We start from the raw sequence: 23229 nt of genomic DNA, 5'->3' as shown, positions 1-23229 counted from the left end.
CATAAACGATATGAACAACATAACGATAGTAAAAGGAAACATCTTCAATACGAAAGCACAGACCGTTGTCAACACGGTTAATTGCGTGGGCGTGATGGGAAAAGGCATTGCGCTGGTTTATAAACTGCGTTATCCGCAGATGTTTGATATTTACCACGATTATTGCAAGCGGCATCTTATCGGTATTGGCAAGCTGTGGCTTTATAAAGGTGATGAAACCGACCCGTGGGTGCTGAATTTCCCAACAAAATTTCATTGGAAATATCCAAGCAAAATTGAGTATCTGGAACAAGGACTGAAAAAGTTTGTTGACACATATGAGGAACGCGGCATTACATCCGTTGCGTTCCCGATGTTGGGAACACATAACGGTGGACTTGATAAAGACACTGTCCGAACACTCATGGTAAGCTATTTGTCGCAATGCAATATTCCTGTTGAGATTTACGATTATGATCCTATGGCTTCAGATGACATGTTTGAAACATTCCGAGAAAAATGGTTATCCATTCCATACGATGAATTGAAGAAAGTAACTCATATTCGGCAGAAGCGACAGATTGAAACCATAAACAATGCACTTCGTAACGATAATCTCAAATCTATGATTTCTCTCATTTCATATCCTGGTATTGGAATCAAAACGATGGAATGCTGTTTTAAGATAGTGATGAGATATCAGAAACAGACAGCTTTGTTTGTTACAGAATAGTTTGTATTCATAAGTTGGTTGGCATTATTAATCAAAGTAAAACTTCTGTCCATTTGATTGAATTTGCGCTTTTCAAGCGTAACTTTGCAGACAAATTCACAAATTGAATGGATAATAATATAGAATGGGATTCCTATACAGCCTGTTTGGTGGCGCACCAACAAAATATGATGCACAGAAATACTTCGACTATGCCGAGAAACAGAAAGCCAAAGGCAATATAGTTGAAGCATTGAGCTATTACGCCAAAGTCATCAATCATGGTGACCTTGGCGTAAAGCCATTTGTGCCCTACATTGAGTTGTGCATGGAACATGATGAATGGAAAAAGTTACCTGATTGTATCAAAGTCTATCGAAAGAGGTTTCCAAAAGAAAACTCAGGGTGGATTGACAAGATTGAAAAGGAAACCATTGAGCAACTCAGAAGGCAAGGTCTGTTGCCAATAGAGGTGAAGGAACAGCAAAATCCGAAAGAGCCAAAGATTTGTTCATCCAACCCGAAAACAGCGGATTCGCCCAAAGGCGAGAAAAAGGAACAGCAAAAGAAACCTTTCGTTCTCACTTTTCCAACGAATATCAAGCACCCGACCCTCGGAGAACGCTATGACGAGTATTGTGCCAGTCTTCCACCATTTGACTTTTATGAGGGTGATAACGAAGACAAAATCCCAGCTGATGCGGACATGGAAATCAATGATTACCTGAACAGGTTGGCAGACACACTCGCCTATTGTAGGGATGTTGAGAAGAAGCAAGGATTTGTGGCAGCGGAACAATACTATCTGTTCCTTATAGGGCATCATCCTTGGGAACCTGATGCCTACGATGAGTTGTTGGAACTGTATCGTAACAATGGCAAGAACGATGCGTTTGAAGCATTACGCCTTTATTCCATAGACCATTTCTCTAAGAGACGTGAACGGATGGAACGGCAACTGACCGCACTTGCAGAACAGCAGAGAGTGAAAGAGGTGGCAACGGAAGCCATAAGAAAAGGGGAAAAGGTCTCGTACTTCCGAGGGCTGTTCACCCTGTACGACCCTTTCCCCTGCATAGAGCATTGGAAGCGGTTGATGCCTATCTTCTCGGGCTCCGAGTAGCAGACTTGGAAAGTTTGTTCCTGCTGGCATATCGTGCTGCACGATGGGCATACCTCCACCAGTCCTCATCATCATCTTTCTTTGGTTTGTCATCCGAAGACGAAGCGCCACCACCTGAATACATCGGAGTGGTAGCATCACCGATGGCGGCTGCCACCATCCCTGCGGCACTGGAAATGACATCACCAAGAGAGCCGTCAAACAGGTCTTCAACGATAGTTCCCTGCACACTCTGCAAAGCATAGGCAGTTGGCTTCGGCATATTCTCCAGGAATGTTCGCAAGCCAGAAAGCAGTTCATCGAAGATTGCCCCTTTGACCATCATGACTGAATTGCCCAGTTGTGCCTCCTTCATCCTTTCCACATTATTTGCCGCTTGTCTCACCGCTACCTCAGCATTAGCCTGCCGCTGGCGAAGCGATGCAATCTGGTTCTCACATTGCATGAGTCGGCTCTTGCGGTCACGGATTTTGTCACCCAAGGCAATCTTCTGCTTCATCAGTTCTGATGTTCGTTCCTCATATTCATCCAGAGTGATTTTCTTGTTCTCCAAGTCCTGCTTCAAGGATTCAATCTGATGGCTAAGTCCATTGTATTGCAGTTCCAACTTGCCAATAAAGATTCTAAGCTCAATGGCGCGGTTTTCCAACTCCGGTAACTCCCGCTTCAACTGATAGTACATCTGCACTTTGTCTTTATGCTGTGCGCCCGAAATCTCCACAGGGTCGCCACGCATCAATCCATATTGGCTGTTCACCTGTTCGTAGAGTTCCGTGTGCAGCTGCTTCATAATCTCCTGTCCTGTTGCCTTGTCCTTGCCGAACAGCCCTTTGTATGAAACCACAGGTCGCTCCCTGCCAGTCTTCTTTTCTGTTCTCATCACAACAGGAATGATGGTCGCATGGCAATGTGCCGTAGTCTCGTCAAGATGCACATCAAATCCGATGATATTCTCCTCGCCATACTTCTTTGCCATCCAATCATAAAGGTCGATAGCCCATTGCTCGATTTCATTCATTCGCTGGACGTGACTGTTGTCCGCTGTTCCGTCACGCTCGAAATCGACAGCCTGATTGCCGAATGCCATCATGTTCATTACTTCGTGGTCACCGCTGAAAACGAACTCCACAATCTGGTTAGACATCTTCGCAGCTGCTGGGTCGTTCTTCTTTACCTCTGGGTTAGGCTTCACACCCAGTTCTTCCAGCCTCTCCTTGAAACGTTCCTCAACAGGTTTTGATGTTCCTATCTTTTGGATAATACCACCCTTGGCAACCTCAAAATTGAGATGCGCCCGGGTGATGTCGTACCAATGTAGCGGTTTCTTGTTCACTGTCTGATAGTGCTTCTCGTCCCACCTGCGCTGGTTCTCGGCAGCCTCCATCGCTCCGATGGACTTTCTGCCCTCAAAGTGCATCGCACCTTTTGGTTCATTACTCATATTTCTGTTCTGTTACGTTATCGTTCTACATTGGGGATGTCCTCACGTTCCATGCCTATGGATCATGAGACATCCCTTTTCTTGTATTGCTTTGGGGTTGTGGGGGCATTCATCCTTGTCCTTGACGATAGGCTGGCATGGCTGGCACGGGAACATGTGGGGCATGAGACTGTTGCTGTGCCGCCCTGAACCTCGCAGAGGTGAATGGGCATATTGTGTTATGCCCCCACTTAATCAGTTGGGCCGTGGAGCAAGCTCTGCGTGCCCGACCATCCTACTCATGCCGCCCATAAGGAACAACAGTTCCGTCTTCGTCATTGAAATCAAAGAGGCTCTGGGGCATCTTTGTAGCCTTGGAGGGTATAGTTGCCTCGGAAGAGGTTACAATAGCCGTCTGAGGCTTTTCTGATGTCTCCATGATGACAGTAGCCATATCTGCGCCTTGTGCAGATTGGACTGGTGGTGATAAAACTGGTGAGGTCTGACTTCCCTCAGCAAGGAGAAGACGGTTGGGATTGGTAAACACCTGTCCCATAGCATGACCATCCTGCACACTCACGACATCAACGATGGAGGTGACGAAATCAGACGAGCGGCTGATAAGTCCCAGCTGTTCCATCTTGTCGAGCAGGTTACGCCCTTGCTTGCGCTTGATACCCCACACTTCTTCAAGGGAAGAGACCGAGAGCGAACATTGGCAGGTGCCCGTATCGACACGGATGCCTCGCACCATTTGCGATTTGTCACCGATGGTCATAGTGTGGAGGATGTACAGATAGTACATGAGGTTAAGCCGTCCTTTTGTTGTCCCCATAAGGAATGTAATCGCATCCGCTGAAAGATGAAGCGTGATGTCAGTAAAGGGAAATGACTTCTCCAGAAAGGAGTCAATAGGCAGAATTGCTGCCTCGTTGTTGTTACTTTGCATATTCAGTAAAGAGAAAAAGGAACGGCAGACAGATGTGCCTTGCTTCTTGCGCATGGTGTTCCTGCCATGCCGTCCCGGGTTTGACATTTGGTTAATTGATAAATTCCGTGGGCTTTCCACATTTACAAGACAGATATAATGTCTTCGTGCAAAGGTCTGTACGATTGCTGTGCCGTTGGCTTGGACTGGTCGGGAGAGATAGGAAGATGTAACGTGTAATTCTGTTGTCCTTCCGTAGTTATACGGTTCCATTCCTGATAAGGTTATTAACCTTGCAGCAGTAGGATTATTAATCTTACGGCATTAAGGTTATTAACCTTCTAAGCACAGAAGTCAATAGACGTTGTTGTTCCAAAACAGAGGGAAGAAAGGGAAATATCATCTATGCCAGCCCAATTGTTGCTTGGGCGCATCGTCCTCTGCTATCCGCTTCAATTCCTGTTCCACCCTCTGCAATTCATCCTTGCTTAGGAAAGCAATACTCTTGATGGTGAGTTGCTGCGCACAGATTCTTCTCCTGCCGATGATGCTCTCATCCGTCATGGCTTTGTTCGCACCTACCTCCTCCATATAGTCATTGACTGCATCACGCATGGAGAATTGCCTTAGCCCTGTCTTTGCCCAGTGGACAGCCAGCTCTACTGCCAGTTTCTGCTTGTCCTCGTATTCTGCCATACTCCAGCCTATTTGGTAGCGAGACGCTGAATGATCCGTTCAGCCTCCTCGGAAATCTCCGCCTCAGAGGACACACGGTTCTTTCGTACCCATGCCAAGAGGTCTGACTTCTCGAAGAAGATCATCTTGCCATTCGGCTTGTAGAATGGGATGGTCTGCTCGTGGGTCATCTTGTAGAGAGAACTGCGGGCAATGCCCATGAACTTGGCTGCCTCTTCCAAGGTCAGCACATCCTTCCCCTGATGGAGAAGCTGCTCCAAGGACTTGACTCGCCCCTGGAGTTCGGCAACCTGCTTGCTGAGGTTTGCCTCCTTGTTACTTTGTACTTGTTGTGTCATACGCAATTATTATTAGAGTGAATATATATGTCTATGTGCCTTGATGATGTCAGGAGGTGTATAAGCCACTTCGATAAGGAACAACTGTCCACATCTGCCCAAGAACATCAGTCTGGCAAGAGCAAAGTTACTATGGGTATATCAGCGTAATGCAATTCAGTATCGAATAGAAGGCTGAATTTTGATTTTATTATCGTTTGAGTATGATTTTGAGCCAATAATCATACTTAAAAGTGCCGGGGAATGATTTTATCTTCGATTTGAAAATATATCAAACATCGCAACTTCGTGCCATATGACGAGACCGAAATCTGATGAAATCCGAGGACAAAAATTAGAGAGAAAGCAACTACAAACAAGAGAAAGATGAGAGGGTAATCGAAAAAGAAAAACATCTATATTTTCAATCCCGACCTGCCAATATGCCCTCGCACCACCTTCATTTGATTTTTTTATTGCTATTTTGGTGCAGGTTTGTTGCGGATGGCTTATGTATAGATATAATCTGTCTGATATAGAATGAGTTAAGTTGTAAAGATAACCTACGAAGTAGAGCATGGCTCCGTAGAAATGAACTGTCAAATAACGGGTTAGCCACTTCGCCCACGCTCCTTCCCACTTGGGCAGCAACGAAAATGCCCATTGTATTGGACCGAATATAGTGAGCATTCCGAGCAATATCTGCTGACAGTATATCGTCGCCCACCAACCGATGCGGAACACGATCAGGGCTATCAGCATCACTATCTTGTCGATGCCCACCACGGCCCCTGCCGTCAGTGAGGTGAACCACAGTTTGCTGGCATCCTTCTCCATGTTGGTCACTTCGTCCACGCCCGTCTGCTCCATCGTCGCCTCTATCAGGTTGGGGTCTGATGTGCCCTTATGCGCCACGTCTGCCTGTGCCTGGAGGTCAGTGTACATCGAGTCCCTGACATATACCAACTGCTGCACCTCCTCAAACTTGTCGGAAATTTGGGTCGCCTCTGCCTCATAGAGGTCGTGGGTGTAACTGCCGATGCAATTGGGAATATAGGATAGAAAATCCAATACGCACCAGCTGCTGCCGCTGTTGGTCATGCCTGTGTCAGCAGGTGGGTACCACCAACAGAGGATGATGCTCACCACCAAGGGCTTGAACAGTTTCATCACGTCCAACGGTTCGTTCTTCACCATCATCTTGTAGGCCATGCTTGCCGCCACGATGATAGAGAACAGTGCCGCCAATGCCATACACATTTGGAGGATCCACCAGAACGGCCCTTGTGAGCCTGTGAAGGTGGCATCGGTCAGGAACTCGTTGGTCTGGAATATCACATCGTCAATCTCCTCTTCGAGGATGTTGATGCCGAAATCGCTGAGTATGTTGTCTGCCATCAGTGCCTGGTTCTATTGTTGATAATCTCTTTGATAAACTCTATGCCTTTCGGTGTCCATGACAGATAGAAGTGGTAGAAGCAGCGCATCCTGCCTGTGACATATACCGCAATGCCCTTGTCCTGAAGGTCTTCACGCAGTTTCCACATTCCATATTCCTTGGTGATGATGCCTTCCTCTTTGAGGGTCTTCACAATCTTGCCGTAGTAACTTCCGACATATTTGTGAAGCTTTGACATTGAAACTACCTCTAAATCAGATGGCATATAATGCTCATCAACGATGGGTGTCCTGCCGATAACGCTGATTCGCTTCGGCATCCTTGACATCTCCAACTGCCACTTGCCGTTTTTCCTCTTGGCGGCATAGAGACGTAACTGTATTTTTGATATTGATTCCATAGCTATTTCTTTATTTTATGTTCTTTCGATAACAGGAATGACTCCCACGCTCTTCAGTTTCTCATAGAGGAAGCGGCGACCTTTCTGTGTCCATTTGGTGTTCATGCGCACATCCTCCGTACCGTCCTTGTGTTTAATGAGGTAGGTCTCGCTGGTCACATAACCGCAGTCCTTGTAGTCGGCATACAGAATCCACTGCTTGCCACGCTGATACTGGATGTTCATCTCCTTCAGACGTCGGTTGAAGCGGATGGACGACTCGCCATAGTCCTGTGCTATCTGTGTGACCAGGACACTGCTCTTCGTGGCAAGGATGATGTCAAGGTAACTCACCTTGTCCTTCATCTCCGTCACCTCCTGTTGCAGGTCATCCACCTTGGATCCCAACTCAACGATGCGTGTCCTTTGGTGTTCACACTCCTGTTCGACAAGCAGACGCTTTTGTCGTTCTTCCTTCAGATTGACTGCTAACCGTATCAGGAAGTCTGGCTCTGCCAATGCCTTCTCGATGGTCTGCTGTGTCATATAGGCACCATGCTTGCGGATAGAGGGGAGCACCTCCGATGTCACCCACTTGCGGAAACGTTTGGCTTCGGGTTTGCGACTGTCAAGGATGACATCATACAGTCCGTCTTCATTGATAAAGTTTGTAACCTGTTCTCTTCCAAGACTATCCGAGATGGGGTACTTTGAAAGTACATCATCCGAAAGTCGTTGTACCAACTTGCTGGTTTTTAGTCCAAGAACTCTTGCCACATCAGCCAAACAGAACAAGGGTTGCTCTGGTGTTCCTGTGGTTCGGACTGCTCCAAATTCCTCGTTGTTGAAAATCTGAATATCGTTCATATCTCTATGCTGTTTTGTGATTATTTCTTCTCTTCCCTTATTTCTATCTGTTCACACTTTCTTCACCCTCACCGCTGTTGGCATCATCGCCGTCAGTGCCTGTCGAGCTCCTCACGCCCTTCATGTTTTCCTGCCAACGGCTCTTGGCATCGCTGATGATGCTGCCTTTATGTACTACACGGTCGTTGGTGGCTGCCAAGAGGGCGGTAGTCTGGCTTTGGGTGTTGAGCTGCACAAGGTATTTCAGTAGTGTCTCGTTCTGTGTCGTCAGGTCGGCATAGATGCTAAGATACTGCCGCTTTCTCTGTGCATTGGGCATATAGGCATCCTTGGTGGCTTTCACGGCACACTGGTACATATTGTACAGTTCCTCCCACCGACGCTTGTCGTTGATGGTGCCTCCTGTAGGGATGATATGGTCTATGTTCGCCTTCATCTTGTCCAACTGACCGTTGATCTTGCTGCTTTCGGCAAGCCAGGCGAGGTCTATCTGTCGGTCGGCTACGTTCAAGGCTTCCACCTCAGCACGCTTGGTGAGGGCAGAGTCTATCTTCTCCGCATCATCTACTTGGTTGTAGAGGTTGATGCCGGCAAGAGTGCGGAAACCTAACTTGTTCTTCTCTGCCGCTGTCTTCTTATAGTTGTTATGTAACAGCCAATAATAGAACTCAGGGGTGAGAGAACCGCCACCTGTCTCCATCACCGTTATCTGGTTCTGCTTGGAGGAGTCGTGGTTGTAGGTCACGCTCTGGGCTGTGGCTTTGATGGTGGTTGCTACCGCCATGATGAGTATCATTGTCTTCTTCATGTCCGTTCTTCTTTTGTTTACAATCCGTCAATAGTCAAGTTTTCCTGCCACTTTCCATCGGCTGAAGGCATCTTCCAGTATCTCTTCCTTCGTCCTCGTCCGATACACCTTCTCCTTCCAATAGCCCATGCGCAGCTGCACATACCGCCATGTCTGGAAGTAGGCTTGGTTCAGATGTTTTTCTATCAGGTCCAACGAATTGTTGATATTGTCCAACACCATCAGCAGGTCGGAAGTTGAACAGGCTGCCGCTCCTGTGGCATACAACACGAGGTCGTTGACGCTATGGTAGAGTTGGCTTCCTTCGTTGTATATGTTGTCGATGGCTTTCTTGTTGATGCTGATGAGCATCGTGTCAGCCAGTTCGATGTGTTTCCGCTTGATGACCTTATCATTGAAGTCCTCCAACAGGTTCTTGTAGTCACTGATGCGGTCGCTCACCGTCTGGTAGGTGCTCTTCACGTTCAGCACCGTGCGCAACGACTGGTACATCACATCGATGATGTCGAAGGCCCGGGTGTATTTGTCCAAATCCACATTCAGTTCCTTGTATTTGCCCACCTCTTCACTGCTGTATTCATGCAGCAGTTGATTGCTGTACTCCAAAGTGCTGCGTGCCAGCAAGAGGCTGCGCTGCTTCTTGTGGTCGTTGATGTATGCTTCCACCGATACCGCATCGAATCCCCATTGCGCCAAGGCTGTATTGGGGAAGAGGGTAATCAGCAGGAGAGCTATGATGATGGTATGTCTCATTCTCCGTTCCTCCCTCAGTTTTCGTTCTCGTTATCTTCACCATTCCCTCTGTTAGGGTCTGCATTCTCTCTCCATCGCTCGTAGCACTCTTCAATGAGTGTCCTTCTGCGACCTTGGTCTGCGTCGATTGAAGGAAGAATGTCCTTCAGCACGTCAATGATGCTGCGCTTGTAGTGCATCATTTTTTCTAATGATACCAAGTCGGCGTAAATCTTGGTGATACGGCTATCTACTTCACGGGCTATCTCCAGACGGTCGCTCGACCAGAGCAGGTGTATTACATCGTCATTGTCGGCGGTCTGGGTTGCCTCGCTCTTGGCATATTCTGTGGTGATGCTGCACGACGGGAACTCCTGGGCTATCTCCGAGATACGGCTGTTCACCTGCCTCGTCTTCTCCTCGTCAGAGGCATTCGGGTCAAGGGTCAGCACATCCACCACCTGTGTGTCGGTGTATTCCGAGGTCAGCTCCCACGATATTTGCAGTATCGCACGGTGTATCTTGATGCCAAGGAAGTACTTGGGCTTCCTTGCAATGGACAGTGTCGCCTTGAAGGTGATAATGCCGTTGATGTTGGGCATGGTGGCAGTTCGGACGTAGGTGTAGCCGTTCCACGAACCGGCACCTTGCCACGTGAGATTGTAGGCTGACTTCACATCCTGCATGATGGCAGGGATGCGGTAGTAGTCATCGGTGGAGGTGGCATTGTCGTTAGCCGCCTCGCTCTTGGCATTCTGTATGTCTGCCAACTGCTGCTGCCATGTCGCCAATTCCTTCTTCAGGTTGTCTATCTTCGTCTTGTTGACATTATGTTGCTGCCGCAAGGCAGGGGCTTCCTCCACAGAGGCATTGGCTATCTGCGTGAGCAGGTTCCTGTTCTCTGTCTCCAACTGGCTTATCTGCGCCTCCAACAGGGCTATCTTGCTATTCGCCTCACGTTCCTTCTCGTCCAGTTCCGATAGGTCGAGATTATTTTCTGATACGCTTGTCCTCATGGCGCATTCCTTGCTGTGGGCATTGAGCGAACCGCCGCACTCACGGCACTTGTACTGCGTGCTGCCCTGTCCGAGGGTGACACCGTCCGAACAGGTGACGCTGATGGTCACGCTCTCCACGCCCTTCAGTTTGGCGGCATCGGTGGCTTGATAGTAACGGCGTGCGTCACTGCCGATGTAATAGACATAGCCCTCCTCGTTGTCGTTATACTCCGAGAGACGTGCCTGCAACTGACGCTTGAAGGTATTCAAGTCCATGCTGTAGGAGTCGAAGACATCCTCATACACCTCTTCCACGTTGTTCCAGCTCTTGGTAACGTGTATCTCGTAGGCGTAGGCCTTCTTGGTCTGCTTGCCGCCACGGCTGATGATGTACGACGACATCCAATAGTTCATCGTATAGGTGAAGCCGTCGCTCTGGGCGTTGAGCTGCTGCACACGGCTGCGGCTCCATCCGGCATGGTTCTCCGAGTTGGCCAGTATCTGCTCTCGCTGCGTGCTGTTAGGGTAGAAGTTGGGGTCGGAGGTGTTGATACGATACCAATGGTCACCGTTCAGAATACTGTTGTCATCGGTCGGCGGATAGTAGTCACAGAGGCTTACGCTGCCTTGGTCTCGTCGGGCAATGTACCAACGCTGTGTATAGTAGTTGCCCTGCGTCTCGCTCAGATAGTCTGTCATCCACGAGGTGATGTTGTAGTTGGAGAGGTCGAAGAGGGCTGCCACGTTGTCCTCGCCACCCACCAGACTAAGGAGTGTGCTGCCGATGCCGTTCTCTGCCTGTTCATAGAGGTCATGGTAGTTGTCATAGATGTCGATGATTTTACTCACCTTGCCATTGAAAAGGTCGTTGAAGGCACTCTGCTGCAAGAGTGCGCCTGATGCCCCGTTGATACCTGCCGTCGCCAACGATGCTCCCATATTGTAAAGCGTCTCGATGTCGGCGGTGAGGTTCTCCACGGTGAAGTTGCCGGGCACACTGGCGATGTCATCCAACAGCTGCTGCCAATCTACATTGCCTATCTCCGAGAGTTTGAGGATGGCGGCTATCTCTTGGTTGATTTCCAAGAACTGAATGTCGGCAAAGGTCAAGCTACTGTTGGTCACGACACTCTCAAACTGCATACACAGCGACTTTGTGTCGGCGCATATCTTCATCAGGTAACTGCCCCAGTAGAGGGCGGTCTGCGGACTTTTCAGCATCATTCCTGCCACCGTCCATATCTTGGGCATAATCTTGTTCGCCACCATATTGTGGATGCGGCGGTAATAGTAGTTCTCCGTGCTACTGCTCCAAATGCCGAGGTCGGTGAATGCCTTGCGCTCCAAGAACTTGGCAGCGAAGATGCCGGCAGTGGCAACCTCTGCGGCATTGTAGTGCTTCAAGATTTCGCCCACCTGCTCGTTATAATAGCTCTCTGCCATAGCTCCAGCACCGAATGCGGCAGCCATGGCGGCAACGATCTGCTTGTCGTAGTTCACGCTGTAATACTGCGCATGAACCCTTCCCACGACAAGTGTAAGACACATATATATTATAATAAGGTATAAACGTCTCATTGCTTCACTACTTTACGTTTTTACTACTTTCAGTTTCTACTATTCCACTACTTTACTACTTGTAGTATTTACTATTGGTAGTATTCACTACTAATCGTATTTACTACTAATCGTAAATACTACCCAGCCACCGTTCCCGAAAGTTTTGCTTTCGGGCATCTGGGCTTTACGTCTATTCCGGGATTTCCGTTTCCATCAATCAGCCCCCGTGCTCGCCGTGTCAGCGGCGAGTGGCTCCATCGTCCGTCAAATTGAGCACATGCCCCGCCTCATTGACCTTCTGCGCAAATGCCAACGACTTCCCGATGCCACTGGCATCCCAATCTCTGCAATACCGCTCGATAGCCTCCTGATGTCTGCACTTCAGTTCATGCTTATAGAGTTTCAATGCCTCCTTCTCAGCTCGCTCGGTGGTGTAGGTCATATAGCACTCGTGCGGCTCCTCCACACCATACACTCCGCTCGTCGATCCACGTCGGATAAACACCTCACGGAAGAAACTTCTTCCCTCCTTGTTATCCAAGCGGTTGACAGTGAATATCTTCTTGCAATCCACATCCGTCAATCCTAATATCGCCTTGATCTCGTCGAATCGCTCACGAAATTTGCTTTGGTCGAGCAGCATCACCACGTCGGAGTTGTTGATGATGGCTTCCTTCACGATGGGACTGCCGATGATGTCCTGTATCTCCTGTGTCACTACGCCCACGCTCGCCCAGAACTTTCGGGCTGTCTTGTATAGGTACTTGATGTACTCGGCCATCAGCGGCGAGGCGATGGCTTTCCATGCCTCCTCGATGACAAGGCACTTGCGGTTCTTCTTCAGGCGCATCTTCTGCAGGAACACGTCCATGATGATGAGCGTCACGATGGGGAAGAGCTGCTTGTTCTCCTTGATGGCATCCACCTCGAAGACGATGAAGGTCTCGTCGAACAAGGTGCTATCCACGTTCTCGTTGAGAATCTTGTCGTACTTGCCGCCACGGTAGAAGTTTTGGAGCATATAGGCGAAGTTGTCGCAGTCGATGGTGGTGATGTTGTTCTCGATGCAGATCTGGTCGAGACGCTCACAGGCGAACTCATAGAATGAGTCGAAGGAGAGGGTCTTCACGCTCAATGCCATGCGCCGTTCCTCCAGTCCCTTGATGAGTTTCTCCACCTTGTCGTGTATCTGCGTCAGCTCCGTGCCGCGCCGCTTCTCCATGGTGGAGAGGTTTTTTCTCAGTGTCTCCTTCTGTGAGGAAGGATAGGGCTGCACACCGTTGAAATAGAAATCGTAATACTCCGTCACCAACTGCTCCACGACACGGAACTCCAGTTCGGGTATCTGCGTCTCCGAGCCTTTCCATATCAGCAGTATCAGGTTCTTCAGGAAGTCTATCTTCTCAATGTTCAGCTCCCGCTTGCTGATGTTGAAGGGGTTCATGGTGATGGGCTTGTCCTCCGTATAGGCGATGTACTTGCCGCCCACATACTCGCAGAGTCCCTCATACGAGTTACCCGTATCGACCATGACGATGTCGGTGTTCTGCTCCCACAACTGACGCACCACGCTGTTCATGTGGAATTGATTTTCAACGACTTTTATTGCTGAAAATCAACTATATAAGAAAATAACGGTACAGCTATCCGTTAGGGAAAAGTGGGAAAGAAAAAGTTGTTTTCAGGGAGTGAAAGGATTAGAAAAGTCGTGTGTTTTTGAATGGAAGATTTAACTAAATCTTAACAGTTGATAAGCATTTTTAGTGTTTTGAAAAATAGCGAATTGGAAGGATCAAAGACACCAAATGCAACTCTTGAAATTGTTGATATATATCAAGAATACTATAATTCTACCCCAAAAGGCAACGTGTCATTTTGATATATCGCTATAAAGTAGTACCTTTGCACAAAATAGTTATTTAATCATGTAAAAAGAAAGGTTATACACGAAATACAAATTATAGAGCGGGCTGGATTTATGCCAGATCCTTGTGTATAACTTATGTCATATCCCGTTTTGTTTTACATTTAATAATTGCAAATAATTATGAGCTTAATAGTTCAAGATTTATCGTATATACATCCAAATAAGGATTTCCTGTTTCAAAATATCACTTTCACCATACCGGCTGGAGAGAAATGCGCCATTGTCGGGAATAATGGTGTAGGAAAATCCACACTCCTGAGAATATTGGCAGGAAAAATCCCTCCTGCAACAGGAACCATCGTGTGTGATGACATCTTGTACATGATACCACAGCATTTCGGGCAATTCGATGGTATGAGTGTTGCGGAAGCATTAGGATTGGCAGATAAGTTAAGAGCTTTGTCAATCATATTGGACGGGCGTGGTACAGAGAAAGAATACGAACAGCTAAACGATGAATGGGACATTCCGGAAAGGTTGACGGAAGCTTTCGCCAAATGGCAAATCGGACATATCGCTCCAGATATGCTCATGGGCAACCTTAGCGGCGGCGAGAAAACAAGAGTCTTTCTTGCCGGACAGGATATTTTCAAACCCTCCATTGTCCTAATGGATGAACCGACCAACCACCTCGACACGACAGGCAGAGCTTTGGTGTATGAAGACATTGCCCATACAAACCGTACCACCGTCATTGTCAGCCATGACAGAACGTTATTAAACAGGCTTTCCGCAATTTATGAAATGTCTCCGACAGGGATGCAATTCTATCCCATGAATTATGATGCGTATCGGGAAACTGTTGATGCGGAAACTAAAGCTAAAGTGACACGGCTGGAAAATCAACAGAAGGAGCTAGCAAAAGCCGAGAAGTCTGCCCGTAAAACAATAGAACGGCAACAGAAACATGCTTCGAGAGGAGAAAAGCAGAATGCAAAGAAATGTGTCGCACGCATTTCCATGGGATTATTACGTAACAAATCGGAAGCAACAACATCGAGGCTGAATAAGGTGCAACAGGGAAAAATGGAGGCAATGAGACGAGATATACACGAAATACGTTCGTCCATCAATGAATATACAGAGATAAAAATCGACATGGGAAATTCTGCCTTGGCAGGCAAAAAGCTACTTGTGGAGGCAAAACATGTTACTTTCAAGTATGTTGGTCGGAATACTATGTGGAGGCAACATCCCTTGGATTTATCCATATTCAGCGGTGAACGCATACGGCTTCAGGGAGATAACGGATGTGGTAAAAGCACTTTGCTCAAACTTATAACAGGGGCATTGCAGCCTACAAGCGGTGAAATACTTCTTAAAGAAACGCTGAACATATTGTATCTTGACCAAGAATATTCGTGCCTTGACAATGAGTTGACTGTTTACAATCAGTTGGAGGCTTGTAACTCCAAGAGACCAGAGCACGAACTTAAGATGCTGTTGAACCGTTTTCTGTTTACACCTTCTACATGGGACAAGAAGTGTAGAAGTCTTAGTGGAGGAGAGAAAATGAAACTTGCCTTATGTCACCTGATTGTCTGCGAAGATGCGCCAGACATGATCATCGCTGACGAGCCGACTAATAATATCGACATAGCAAGTATGAATATACTGGCAGCGGTATTAAAAAACTACAAAGGAACATTGCTTGTAGTCAGTCATGATGAGCAATTCATCCATGATCTGGGTATAGAGCGGACAATAAATTTTTCTTAATATAGTTGTCAAGGAATTGTTTTTTACTGCTATAAAACAGGGGGTTGGACGCTTGGAGAAACAATAGCGGTACAAAATGAAGGAAAATGAGCTTTGAAACGCTGATTTTTGCCTGTCAACGAGGGTTCTTTAATGTATTTGTATTACCTTTGTATTTGGATTGGGGCAACTCTTTCCACGACATTTTGAAATAATAAGAAGCGTTATGCTTATCTTGTAAGTGAAAACGTAGGAAATTTTCGACCGAGCAAGGATAGCATAGTGGTTCTCACGCATATAGCGTGGGCTGCTATTGTTACATCTGCTCAAATGGTTTCCTACGACCTTCACTTAAGACGTGGCATAGTTGGCTCACGCTTTCTTTAACTATAATTCCCCATTGAGCCGACAGGGTATGAATTTCTGAGGAGCTTTTGCCTAAGATGCAGAGCCCTCGAAATAAAAAAGTTGTGTTTGCGATGCAATGTTTTTGCATTTCCGGCATTTATTATGTAGAGAACAATTAAAACTTAAAAAGAATGAAGAATAAAAACTTTTTCAGAATGCTACTCATGGCATTCCTCGCTGTTGTAGGGTTGACTGCCTGTAGCGATGATGATGGGCCTAAAGATTCAGCCAAAGAAATCAGGATGCTGGTGTCGGCAGAAACAGGCGTGATGTACGCGTGGGGCGATGACATGAAGGAAAACCCCATAGAGTGCTTGCTCGTCAAGACGGAAGGTGATTCCGAAGAATGGCAAAACCTTGGATTTGAACAGATAAAAGGCTTTACCTATGAACGCGGACACGAATATTATCTCTCGGTAAAGCGCACAATCCTCGCTAATCCACCTGCAGATGCTTCCGACCGCACATATGAACTTATCCGTGTTCTTGAAGACAGGCTTGTAGCAGACCCTGAAATTCCGATTGATAAAGAGATAAAAACGGAAGCAGACATAGAATACTATGACTTGTGCCCTTTTGAGAAGTATGCTATCAGCAAAGAGTTTATTGTCGATAAGGATGGGAAAATACTCTATGGCGATGGTTCCTCGTTGCCGTCATATGAGCATGCCCGTATTTGGCTGGAAAAAGTTCTCGATATGGAAGACCCTAATTGGGTAAAATTCCAAACTGCTCCTTATCAGGCATATTACTCGTTTGTCCTGTCTCCATTTTCCGACAACATTCGTTTGGTGCGCAACGAGTCTTCAGGTCCGATGTTCAAGAATGTTGTTCCCGAAGATGAGTTTACACGCATTACCCAATCCATGAACTCCGGCGAGGAAGTCCGCTATGCGCTTATCCTTGCCAATGTCTATAAAAAAGGTCTTCAAAAGGTGGAATTTACTATAAAGAAACAATAAAATGAAGAAACAAAATTATTTAACAATACTATTGGTAGCTATTCTTGCTATGATAGGGGTAACATCGTGTAATGACGATGATGAAGAAGGTAGGAAGGTAACCGGTTATAAGGAATACACGCTTACGGTAGCTTCTGTAAAACTTCCCGGTGTTTTAACATTGAGTGGTAAATATGTACTTTCAGATGTATATGCTGTAAAAAACGAGCAGTCCACCGATTGGGAGGCTCATGGAAGCATCGGTAAGTTTGGATACGAAGAAGGATATGAGTACCAAATACGCATCAGCGAAACGAACTATCTGGATTATAGTATGGGCGATCCGGCATGGACTGAATACGAGCTATTGGAAGTCATATCGAAAAAACGCAAGGACTCCGAGAATTTGCCTCCTCATTTTATCCCGGACTGGTATTTTGAGCAACATTGCCCATATATCGATCCTGAATTTGCTTATGCCATTGAAGCCGACAAAAAGGAGGATATAGAGAATGACCTTAAAACTGATGCGGCCTATAAATTCGGAGGCTTGCGTTGTTATATTGCTTTTACCGGAACAAGTAAATGGTTCTTATTGGATGCCGATATGCACGTTGTTAATCAAGGCTTTTTGATTAGCAGGGGCAAGGAACCAGCAGAGTTCCCGGAATCATACAAGCTCCTTCCGCCGGAAAGTAAAGTTTCCGGATATGGAGAGTTTTATTTTGTTAAAGGCGATGATATGGAAGACTCTGTAATGCAGTATGATGCGTTTATATATACTCGGAATCGAAGCAGAGACTATGCACCTGCACCGCAGATTGCTGAGATATGGCTATATAAAGACCTTACGGCATATTATCAAAACAAATACCCGAAAGCTAATGTCAAAGCTGTCGTGATTCGTTATACGGTGGAGAAATTATAGTGAACGTCCTCGCCCTCTATCAATCTTCCAATCATACCGACCTTCCGCGACATCGCCAACCTCGTTGAGTGTATGGCGATGTTTTATTTCATCAAAGGGCTGTCGGTGTTCCGCATAGTCACAGAGCCATGTGCCGACCGCTTTCCGCTGCTCGATGGTTTCGCCGTAGCTCTGCATGACGCTCTTGATGTCGGCGGCTTCGGAGGGAGAGAAGATTGACTTGTGCTGTTCCGTGGCGAAATGGATAATCGCTTCAATGGCTCGCCGGAAAACCTCGCTTGCCTTGTAGAGAATATCGGCGATGATATTCAGAATATCCCGGCTCGATTTCAGCGCACCTTGCAACTGTCTTATGGTCTTGTCCTTCTCCGCCGTTGCTCGGCTCACCGCCATGCTGATGCGGTGCTGCTCCTCGGTCTTCTGCTCCTGAAGCTGTCGCAGAGCCGTGTCCCTCTCGGATTCATAAGTGTCAGCGATTGCCATAGCACTGTCACGCTCCAGTTCGACCGTCCGCTTCGCCTCGGTCAGTGCCTTTGTCCGTTTCGCCACCTCTTTCCTGACTTCATCGGGGAACGATTCTTTGATATGCTCGTTCTCGGCTTTCAGTCTCTCGTTCTCCTGCTCGATGGCTGCGTACTTGCCCTTGCCGAAAAGGTTGGCGATGCCGGACTTTATGCTGTCCGTGTTCTCCCTGTCAACCTCTCTCGCACGTTCCTCCTTTTCGGCGATTTCGCTGTCAAGTTCCACGCTGCGCCGCCGCTTCTCCTCGTTCCCGATCTGGAGTTTTTCATGTTCGGATTTGGCATTGTCCGTTTCCCGGAGCGCGGCATCCCTGTCGGCTTCGGCTGCTTCCTTTTCCGCCTTTACCTGTTCGGCTTCCTGCTTCTGCTTGGCGATGATGAAGTCAGCGCGTTCAAGATGCTCCTTTCCCGTCTGCTCCTTTGAGCTGCCCCTTTCCATGTCAAGACACTCAGCCAAAAGCGTCTGCATATCGCTCATGGCTTTCTCGTCCAGCTTGCAGGATTTCCCGGTGTCGTGGTTCATCCAGTCCCATACGATATGGGCATGAAGGTTGGGTTTCCAAGTGGCGGTCTCTCCGGGAGTGCCGTAATGCCCCTCGTCACGGTGGATGAAGATTTGCAAAGCCGTGATACCCCACCGCTCCTTACACACCTCGCAGAAACGGCGCAACTGCTCCATCGTGGTATCATCCTTGATTACCACGACACCCTCCTTGAGCGGAGTGCTGCCGCGCACGACGGTCACCTTCCCGGTCTTCTTGTTCACACGCTCCCGGTCTTTGGTCTGCATCGCCCGACCTGTCTTTTCCTTTACCATCGCGGCTATCTGATTGTAGCGTTCCGACAGCGAAGTGCCGCCGAAATCAGGTGCTACCCATGCCTCGTTTCGGGTCATGAGTTCGGTACGGATGTAGAGCTTTTCCTTATTGACACGGGCGAGGTATTCGGCTTTCCGCCTGTTGTGTTCCTCGCTGCTTCCGATGTTGCAGGGCTTGATATTGACTGATGTCTTCTGTGCCATAGGCATGATGATGTTTACAGATTTACAATAGGGAAAGGGTTATTAGGGCGGAGCCTTAATCGGAGGGTGCAGGGAGAGGGTCACTTCCTGCTCAGGGTTCCCAGGGGTCGAGACCACTGGGCGGAGTTTCCAAAGAGAGGGTCACTCTTTGGTCAGGGGCGTTGGGGGCAGACAGCCATCCGACCGGGTTCTTAGGGCAGAGCCATAAGTGGGACGGGGCAAAGCCCAGCCCCTCGGGAGAGCCCACAACTACGGAAGCGGAGCGTGTAGTTATAGTGGGCTATATCTGGACAAGTCCAGTCAGTCCCCCCCAACGACAACGGAGTACCGCTTGAAATTCCGCTTTCTGCGCCCGTCTTTCACTCGCACCTATGTCGGGATAGTCTCGCCGTCATTCGTGCCGTCCTGCGCCTTTTTTGTGGCTTTCCGTGGAAATGTTGTCAAACGGTCTGTTCCCATAGTCTATGATATGGGGATTGTCCGTTTCATCCTCGGTAAAAAAGTCAGGAGGTGGCAGGTCGGGAGTATCAGATGAACAGAGGGAAGAAGAAAGAGAGAATGTATCGCACTTTGTGCTGTCCGTTTCCTGTTCTTGCCGTTGGGCATTGCATTGCCCACCAAAAGAAAAAGATGTGTCGGTGGCAGGTGTCCGTATATCACCAGTCTGTCCTTTGGCGGTAGCCGAAGGTCTGACATAATGGGGATTGGTTAAAAGAACGCCATTGACATACCAGCCTGTGAGGAAATGCAAGGTATGAACGGAAGTTCGGTTGTTGGTCTTGGTGGTCAGCATACCGAGCCTGTTAAAACTGTCTATGAGTTTGCCGATGGTCTTGCGGTTACAGTCCAAGTATTCGGCTAACTCCACATCGGAGGTTGCGACCTGTCCCACCTCCAAAGCAATCTCTATTCCTTTGATTTTATAAACGGTCTTTGTCCGCACGGCTTCGGACATCAGCCTGTACAGACACTTGTATCGGTTCACGGATGATTTGCCTTCCAAAAGAAAAATCCATTGTTCGGAAGACAGGATGGTGCAATAATGTATGTTTTGTTTCTTGGTGTCCATAATCTATGATATGATGGTGTTACAATGGTCTGCTATCTACCCATTCCGTATTTCCTTTCGGGCATATAATACTCCCTATCCTCTGCTATGTGGTTCAGTACGTCCTGCAGACGGTCGAGTTGGTCATGGTCAAGCAAACGGATAGCGTTGATGGTTATTTTCTGTGACGCTATCTTGCGGTGGGCAATGTCGGTTTCATTCAATGCACCGCCTTTGTCCGCATGGACAGAACGGAGGTAGTCGTTGACCGCTTCCGTCTGTTCCTTGCTGGGATATGGTGCTGCCCATCTGTCTTGGATATAATCGACCATTTTGCTGACCGCCTGTGCCAGTTTGGGGTCTTGATTTGTGATGGTGACTATTAAAGTGTCCTTGTTCATATTGCCTCCTGCATTTAATTGTTCTTTTCAGTTTTCAGAGAACTCGGCTTGCGCTTCTTGCCACTCCGCAAGGATTCAAGCCGTTTGTTGAAATCTTCCTCGCAACCCGTTCCCGATGTTCCGCCCTGTTCAATCCAATGGATGATTTCATCTTCAAAGAAATAGAGCTTGTTCCCTTGTTTATGGTATGGTATGCGCTTCTCGGAAGTCATTGTATAAATGGTGGATGCGGATTTGTTAAGCAATACAGCCACCTCGTCCAATGTCAGTAACTTGTGCTTTCTGCTCTGTGGATTGTCATTCTTGCCCAATGCTTCCTCCACTTTGCTTGTAAGCTGCCCGACACGTTCAATCAAAAGAGATACCGCCTGCGGTAACTGTTCAAATGTGATGTTGTCCATATATCAATGTTTTGTGTTACTATTTGAGTGTTATCTGTTCGGAAGCCTTGCGCTTCAAGTCGTTCACCACATCGGCATAGACCTGTGTCGTTCCGACATTGCTGTGCGTAAGCATCTTTGATATGGTGTACAAGTCGGTGCCGGCAGCCAGTTGCAAGGTAGCATAGGTGTGTCGGAACCCGTGAAAAGTAATGTGTTTCGTAATCCCTGCCGACTTAATCCAATCTTTGAGATATAAAGGGAGAATGGTTTGTGTCAGTCCCTTGAACACTTGTCCCTCTGTGCGTTCACCACACAAGGCAAGGGCTTCTTCAGACAATGGCAGCACGGCTTCCGTCCTCGTTTTCTTGGTCACGATGTGCATGCACCAGCCACCATCAGCACCCTTGATGATGTTCTCCCACTGCAAACGGATGATGTCACTTATACGCAATCCTGTAAGGCAGGAAAAGAGAGCAGCCGACCTTATAACTGGTTTCTCACAAGGAGTGTTCGCAAGCATTTTCACTTCGTCAAGTGTCAGGAACTCACGCTTTGTATTGGCTTCTTTGGCGTGTTTCAGCCGTGGGGCGATATTTTCCTTGATACGTCTTTCCTCGTATGCCTGGCGCAACACGCATTTCAACTTGTTCAGATTGTTGTTGGCGGTGGAAGCCATCATCTTGCTCTTGTTCTGTGTGGTGAGTGAGAGCATATAAGTGAGGTAGCCTTGACAGAAGTCCACTGATAGGTCATTGAACGTGCAACTGCCACCGCAATACTTCTCAAAGTGCTTGTAGGCGGTATTCCAATTTCTGAAATTATCATTGTCCGCCATCTTTGAGCGGAAGTATTCCAAGAAACTTTCCTTGCCCCTGTTGTGGTCAAGAAAGCCAAACTCCTCATTGATGATGGCTTCGGTTCTCTTGCACTTGATAAGTTCCGCATTGCGGAGCATAGTCTTGTTGAACTCCACCTCAAATTTCTCTGACGGGTTGGCATAGATGTAGATGCCGAGATATTCACGTCTTGTCGGTTTGCCTGTCTTAGGGTGTCTGATAGGTGGGTAGAAATCCAAATAAAGCGACACCTGCCCATTCTTGATAGGTCGTTTTCTGACCGTTACCTTTGTACAAATGTTTGTCATATCTTTGATGTTTTGATTATTGCTCTTGTTAAGGGGATGCTATACTTCACGTTTGGCTTTCGTGCTTGCGCTTTTCCGCTCTGATACCTTTCGGGCGGCATCCCAATCCGCTTTGAGATAGTACAGGCGGTTGCCGTGTATGCGCTTGGTTCTGACCCCATGAGTGAGGGCGAACCTGCGGACTTGGGTCTTTCCCAAACCGAACAGACGCATAATGTCGAAACAGGAATACCAATGCTCGGTCAGATTAGTGCCCAGCCGTTCACTTTCTTCTGCCATAGCCTTGTCCACTTCCGCTTTGGGGAAGCACTTGGTTGAATTGGCTTTGACACAAGGGATAGAGTAACGCATACGGAGGTTGTAAAACCGCCCATAGGTATAATTGAACTTTTGGCAAATCTCAGCCATTGTATAAAGGTCTCCACCGACATTTTTATCTTCCGTGAATGTGTCACGCACGGATTGTTTGTAGTTACTCGATGGTATGAGCTGCCGTTTTGTTGGGGTGCTCTTTGTTTTCTTCTTTCCCTCTTGTTGAAAAGAAGAAACCTTGTCTGTATTCTGTATGTCTGCTTTCATCTTCTCTTTATTCTTTTTTATCTGCTTGGCGAATATCGAAGTATTGCGCTTGCAGTAGGTTGTTTCCTTAATCATCAAGAAGAAATCCTCTTTGGTGATTAGCGTAATGTGATACGTTATCTTGCAAGCTCTGAGTGTACCCTTGTATATCAAGTTGTACACAGTTCTGTTGCTCACTTGCAGAAGGTTCGCCACCTCTCCAATGGTGAGGAACGGCTTGCTTGGCATATCCCATTCTGAATGGGACTGACCTGTTAAATTCTGTTTAATATGACGGTCCATAATCGAAGAAATTTATTTGCACACTGTTGA

General features: G+C 47.5%; 21 protein-coding genes and 1 pseudogene. 5 read left to right on the top strand and 17 right to left on the bottom strand.

What is annotated here, in order from left to right; genetic code table 11:
- Nucleotides 1-10 precede the first annotated feature (10 nt).
- Nucleotides 11-712: a macro domain-containing protein gene (locus MUN53_RS02465; RefSeq protein WP_243323276.1), complete on the top strand. Its 702-nt coding sequence runs from the start codon at nt 11-13 to the stop codon at nt 710-712.
- Nucleotides 713-836: 124 nt separating this feature from the next.
- On the top strand, nt 837-1814 hold the full coding sequence (locus MUN53_RS02460) for a hypothetical protein (RefSeq protein ID WP_243323274.1): 978 nt from the start codon (nt 837-839) through the stop codon (nt 1812-1814).
- On the opposite strand, the gene mobV is transcribed toward MUN53_RS02460, so the two are convergent.
- The 11 genes and pseudogenes from mobV to MUN53_RS02405 form a co-directional block, all read right to left on the bottom strand.
- Nucleotides 1792-3255 carry a MobV family relaxase gene (gene mobV / locus MUN53_RS02455; protein ID WP_243323273.1) on the bottom strand — a complete coding sequence of 488 codons (1464 nt, stop codon included), beginning with the start codon at nt 3253-3255 and terminating at the stop codon, nt 1792-1794. The genes MUN53_RS02460 and mobV overlap by 23 nt on opposite strands.
- 274 nt (nt 3256-3529) lie before the next feature.
- Complete coding sequence (locus MUN53_RS02450; protein WP_243323272.1) at nt 3530-4237, bottom strand: hypothetical protein; 708 nt, start codon at nt 4235-4237, stop codon at nt 3530-3532.
- Between the two features lie 324 nt (nt 4238-4561).
- Nucleotides 4562-4858 (bottom strand): hypothetical protein, encoded by a 297-nt coding sequence (locus MUN53_RS02445; protein WP_243323271.1) that lies wholly within the window; start codon nt 4856-4858, stop codon nt 4562-4564.
- Nucleotides 4859-4866: 8 nt separating this feature from the next.
- A complete protein-coding gene (locus MUN53_RS02440) occupies nt 4867-5196 on the bottom strand; it encodes a helix-turn-helix domain-containing protein (RefSeq protein WP_087321708.1) in 330 nt (109 codons plus the stop codon).
- A 249-nt stretch (nt 5197-5445) separates the two neighbouring features.
- Nucleotides 5446-6573: a hypothetical protein gene (locus MUN53_RS02435; protein WP_317236334.1), complete on the bottom strand. Its 1128-nt coding sequence runs from the start codon at nt 6571-6573 to the stop codon at nt 5446-5448.
- Nucleotides 6573-6974, bottom strand: coding sequence for a hypothetical protein (locus MUN53_RS02430; RefSeq protein WP_005816121.1), 402 nt, complete (start codon nt 6972-6974; stop codon nt 6573-6575). Before MUN53_RS02430 ends, MUN53_RS02435 begins: the two co-directional genes overlap by 1 nt.
- Before the next feature lie 15 nt (nt 6975-6989).
- The gene (locus tag MUN53_RS02425; RefSeq protein WP_005816120.1) at nt 6990-7820 is read right to left on the bottom strand and encodes a phage antirepressor; all 831 of its coding nucleotides are present in this window, start codon (nt 7818-7820) and stop codon (nt 6990-6992) included.
- A gap of 43 nt (nt 7821-7863) precedes the next feature.
- Nucleotides 7864-8628: a DUF5045 domain-containing protein gene (locus tag MUN53_RS02420; RefSeq protein ID WP_005816119.1), complete on the bottom strand. Its 765-nt coding sequence runs from the start codon at nt 8626-8628 to the stop codon at nt 7864-7866.
- Nucleotides 8629-8655: 27 nt separating this feature from the next.
- Nucleotides 8656-9381, bottom strand: coding sequence for a hypothetical protein (locus tag MUN53_RS02415; protein WP_005816118.1), 726 nt, complete (start codon nt 9379-9381; stop codon nt 8656-8658).
- 14 nt (nt 9382-9395) lie between these two features.
- The gene (locus MUN53_RS02410; protein ID WP_005816117.1) at nt 9396-11936 is read right to left on the bottom strand and encodes a hypothetical protein; all 2541 of its coding nucleotides are present in this window, start codon (nt 11934-11936) and stop codon (nt 9396-9398) included.
- Between the two features lie 220 nt (nt 11937-12156).
- A pseudogene (locus MUN53_RS02405) lies at nt 12157-13503 on the bottom strand (TraG family conjugative transposon ATPase); the annotation flags it as partial.
- 462 nt (nt 13504-13965) lie between these two features.
- Here MUN53_RS02405 and MUN53_RS02400 point away from each other — a divergent pair.
- The 3 genes from MUN53_RS02400 (at nt 13966) to MUN53_RS02390 (ending at nt 17820) form a co-directional block, all read left to right on the top strand.
- Nucleotides 13966-15564, top strand: coding sequence for an ABC-F family ATP-binding cassette domain-containing protein (locus MUN53_RS02400; protein ID WP_243323270.1), 1599 nt, complete (start codon nt 13966-13968; stop codon nt 15562-15564).
- Nucleotides 15565-16082: 518 nt separating this feature from the next.
- Entirely contained in the window at nt 16083-16913 is an 831-nt protein-coding gene (locus MUN53_RS02395; RefSeq protein WP_243323269.1) for a DUF4377 domain-containing protein, read from the top strand.
- A 1-nt stretch (nt 16914) separates the two neighbouring features.
- Nucleotides 16915-17820, top strand: coding sequence for a DUF4377 domain-containing protein (locus MUN53_RS02390; RefSeq protein ID WP_243323268.1), 906 nt, complete (start codon nt 16915-16917; stop codon nt 17818-17820).
- On the opposite strand, the gene MUN53_RS02385 is transcribed toward MUN53_RS02390, so the two are convergent.
- The 6 genes from MUN53_RS02385 to MUN53_RS02360 all read right to left on the bottom strand — a co-directional run bounded on the left by MUN53_RS02385 (nt 17815) and on the right by MUN53_RS02360 (nt 23199).
- Nucleotides 17815-19362, bottom strand: coding sequence for a mobilization protein (locus MUN53_RS02385; RefSeq protein WP_243323267.1), 1548 nt, complete (start codon nt 19360-19362; stop codon nt 17815-17817). The genes MUN53_RS02390 and MUN53_RS02385 overlap by 6 nt on opposite strands.
- A 391-nt stretch (nt 19363-19753) precedes the next feature.
- Nucleotides 19754-20431, bottom strand: coding sequence for a hypothetical protein (locus tag MUN53_RS02380; protein ID WP_243323266.1), 678 nt, complete (start codon nt 20429-20431; stop codon nt 19754-19756).
- Nucleotides 20432-20463: 32 nt separating this feature from the next.
- A complete protein-coding gene (locus tag MUN53_RS02375; RefSeq protein ID WP_243323265.1) occupies nt 20464-20811 on the bottom strand; it encodes a hypothetical protein in 348 nt (115 codons plus the stop codon).
- A 14-nt stretch (nt 20812-20825) separates the two neighbouring features.
- Nucleotides 20826-21212 carry a helix-turn-helix domain-containing protein gene (locus MUN53_RS02370; protein WP_243323263.1) on the bottom strand — a complete coding sequence of 129 codons (387 nt, stop codon included), beginning with the start codon at nt 21210-21212 and terminating at the stop codon, nt 20826-20828.
- A gap of 19 nt (nt 21213-21231) precedes the next feature.
- Nucleotides 21232-22338: a site-specific integrase gene (locus tag MUN53_RS02365; RefSeq protein WP_005815567.1), complete on the bottom strand. Its 1107-nt coding sequence runs from the start codon at nt 22336-22338 to the stop codon at nt 21232-21234.
- 39 nt (nt 22339-22377) lie between these two features.
- Nucleotides 22378-23199, bottom strand: coding sequence for a helix-turn-helix domain-containing protein (locus tag MUN53_RS02360; RefSeq protein WP_032541195.1), 822 nt, complete (start codon nt 23197-23199; stop codon nt 22378-22380).
- Between the last annotated feature and the right edge of the window lie 30 nt (nt 23200-23229).

The organism is Parabacteroides faecalis (assembly GCF_022809355.1).
Taxonomy (GTDB): domain Bacteria; phylum Bacteroidota; class Bacteroidia; order Bacteroidales; family Tannerellaceae; genus Parabacteroides; species Parabacteroides faecalis.
The sequence above is the reverse complement of the archived record's forward strand: the minus strand, read 5'-3'. Positions and strand labels throughout refer to the sequence as shown.

Excerpts from the sequence above, each read along its gene's own strand:
- MUN53_RS02465 (WP_243323276.1), top strand. The coding sequence starts at position 11 with ATGAACAACATAACGATAGTAAAAGGAAACATCTTCAATACGAAAGCA.
- MUN53_RS02460 (WP_243323274.1), top strand. The coding sequence starts at position 837 with ATGGGATTCCTATACAGCCTGTTTGGTGGCGCACCAACAAAATATGAT.
- mobV (WP_243323273.1), bottom strand. The coding sequence starts at position 3,255 with ATGAGTAATGAACCAAAAGGTGCGATGCACTTTGAGGGCAGAAAGTCC.
- MUN53_RS02450 (WP_243323272.1), bottom strand. The coding sequence starts at position 4,237 with ATGCGCAAGAAGCAAGGCACATCTGTCTGCCGTTCCTTTTTCTCTTTA.
- MUN53_RS02445 (WP_243323271.1), bottom strand. The coding sequence starts at position 4,858 with ATGGCAGAATACGAGGACAAGCAGAAACTGGCAGTAGAGCTGGCTGTC.
- MUN53_RS02440 (WP_087321708.1), bottom strand. The coding sequence starts at position 5,196 with ATGACACAACAAGTACAAAGTAACAAGGAGGCAAACCTCAGCAAGCAG.
- MUN53_RS02435 (WP_317236334.1), bottom strand. The coding sequence starts at position 6,573 with ATGGCAGACAACATACTCAGCGATTTCGGCATCAACATCCTCGAAGAG.
- MUN53_RS02430 (WP_005816121.1), bottom strand. The coding sequence starts at position 6,974 with ATGGAATCAATATCAAAAATACAGTTACGTCTCTATGCCGCCAAGAGG.
- MUN53_RS02425 (WP_005816120.1), bottom strand. The coding sequence starts at position 7,820 with ATGAACGATATTCAGATTTTCAACAACGAGGAATTTGGAGCAGTCCGA.
- MUN53_RS02420 (WP_005816119.1), bottom strand. The coding sequence starts at position 8,628 with ATGAAGAAGACAATGATACTCATCATGGCGGTAGCAACCACCATCAAA.
- MUN53_RS02415 (WP_005816118.1), bottom strand. The coding sequence starts at position 9,381 with ATGAGACATACCATCATCATAGCTCTCCTGCTGATTACCCTCTTCCCC.
- MUN53_RS02410 (WP_005816117.1), bottom strand. The coding sequence starts at position 11,936 with ATGAGACGTTTATACCTTATTATAATATATATGTGTCTTACACTTGTC.
- MUN53_RS02400 (WP_243323270.1), top strand. The coding sequence starts at position 13,966 with ATGAGCTTAATAGTTCAAGATTTATCGTATATACATCCAAATAAGGAT.
- MUN53_RS02395 (WP_243323269.1), top strand. The coding sequence starts at position 16,083 with ATGAAGAATAAAAACTTTTTCAGAATGCTACTCATGGCATTCCTCGCT.
- MUN53_RS02390 (WP_243323268.1), top strand. The coding sequence starts at position 16,915 with ATGAAGAAACAAAATTATTTAACAATACTATTGGTAGCTATTCTTGCT.
- MUN53_RS02385 (WP_243323267.1), bottom strand. The coding sequence starts at position 19,362 with ATGGCACAGAAGACATCAGTCAATATCAAGCCCTGCAACATCGGAAGC.
- MUN53_RS02380 (WP_243323266.1), bottom strand. The coding sequence starts at position 20,431 with ATGGACACCAAGAAACAAAACATACATTATTGCACCATCCTGTCTTCC.
- MUN53_RS02375 (WP_243323265.1), bottom strand. The coding sequence starts at position 20,811 with ATGAACAAGGACACTTTAATAGTCACCATCACAAATCAAGACCCCAAA.
- MUN53_RS02370 (WP_243323263.1), bottom strand. The coding sequence starts at position 21,212 with ATGGACAACATCACATTTGAACAGTTACCGCAGGCGGTATCTCTTTTG.
- MUN53_RS02365 (WP_005815567.1), bottom strand. The coding sequence starts at position 22,338 with ATGACAAACATTTGTACAAAGGTAACGGTCAGAAAACGACCTATCAAG.
- MUN53_RS02360 (WP_032541195.1), bottom strand. The coding sequence starts at position 23,199 with ATGGACCGTCATATTAAACAGAATTTAACAGGTCAGTCCCATTCAGAA.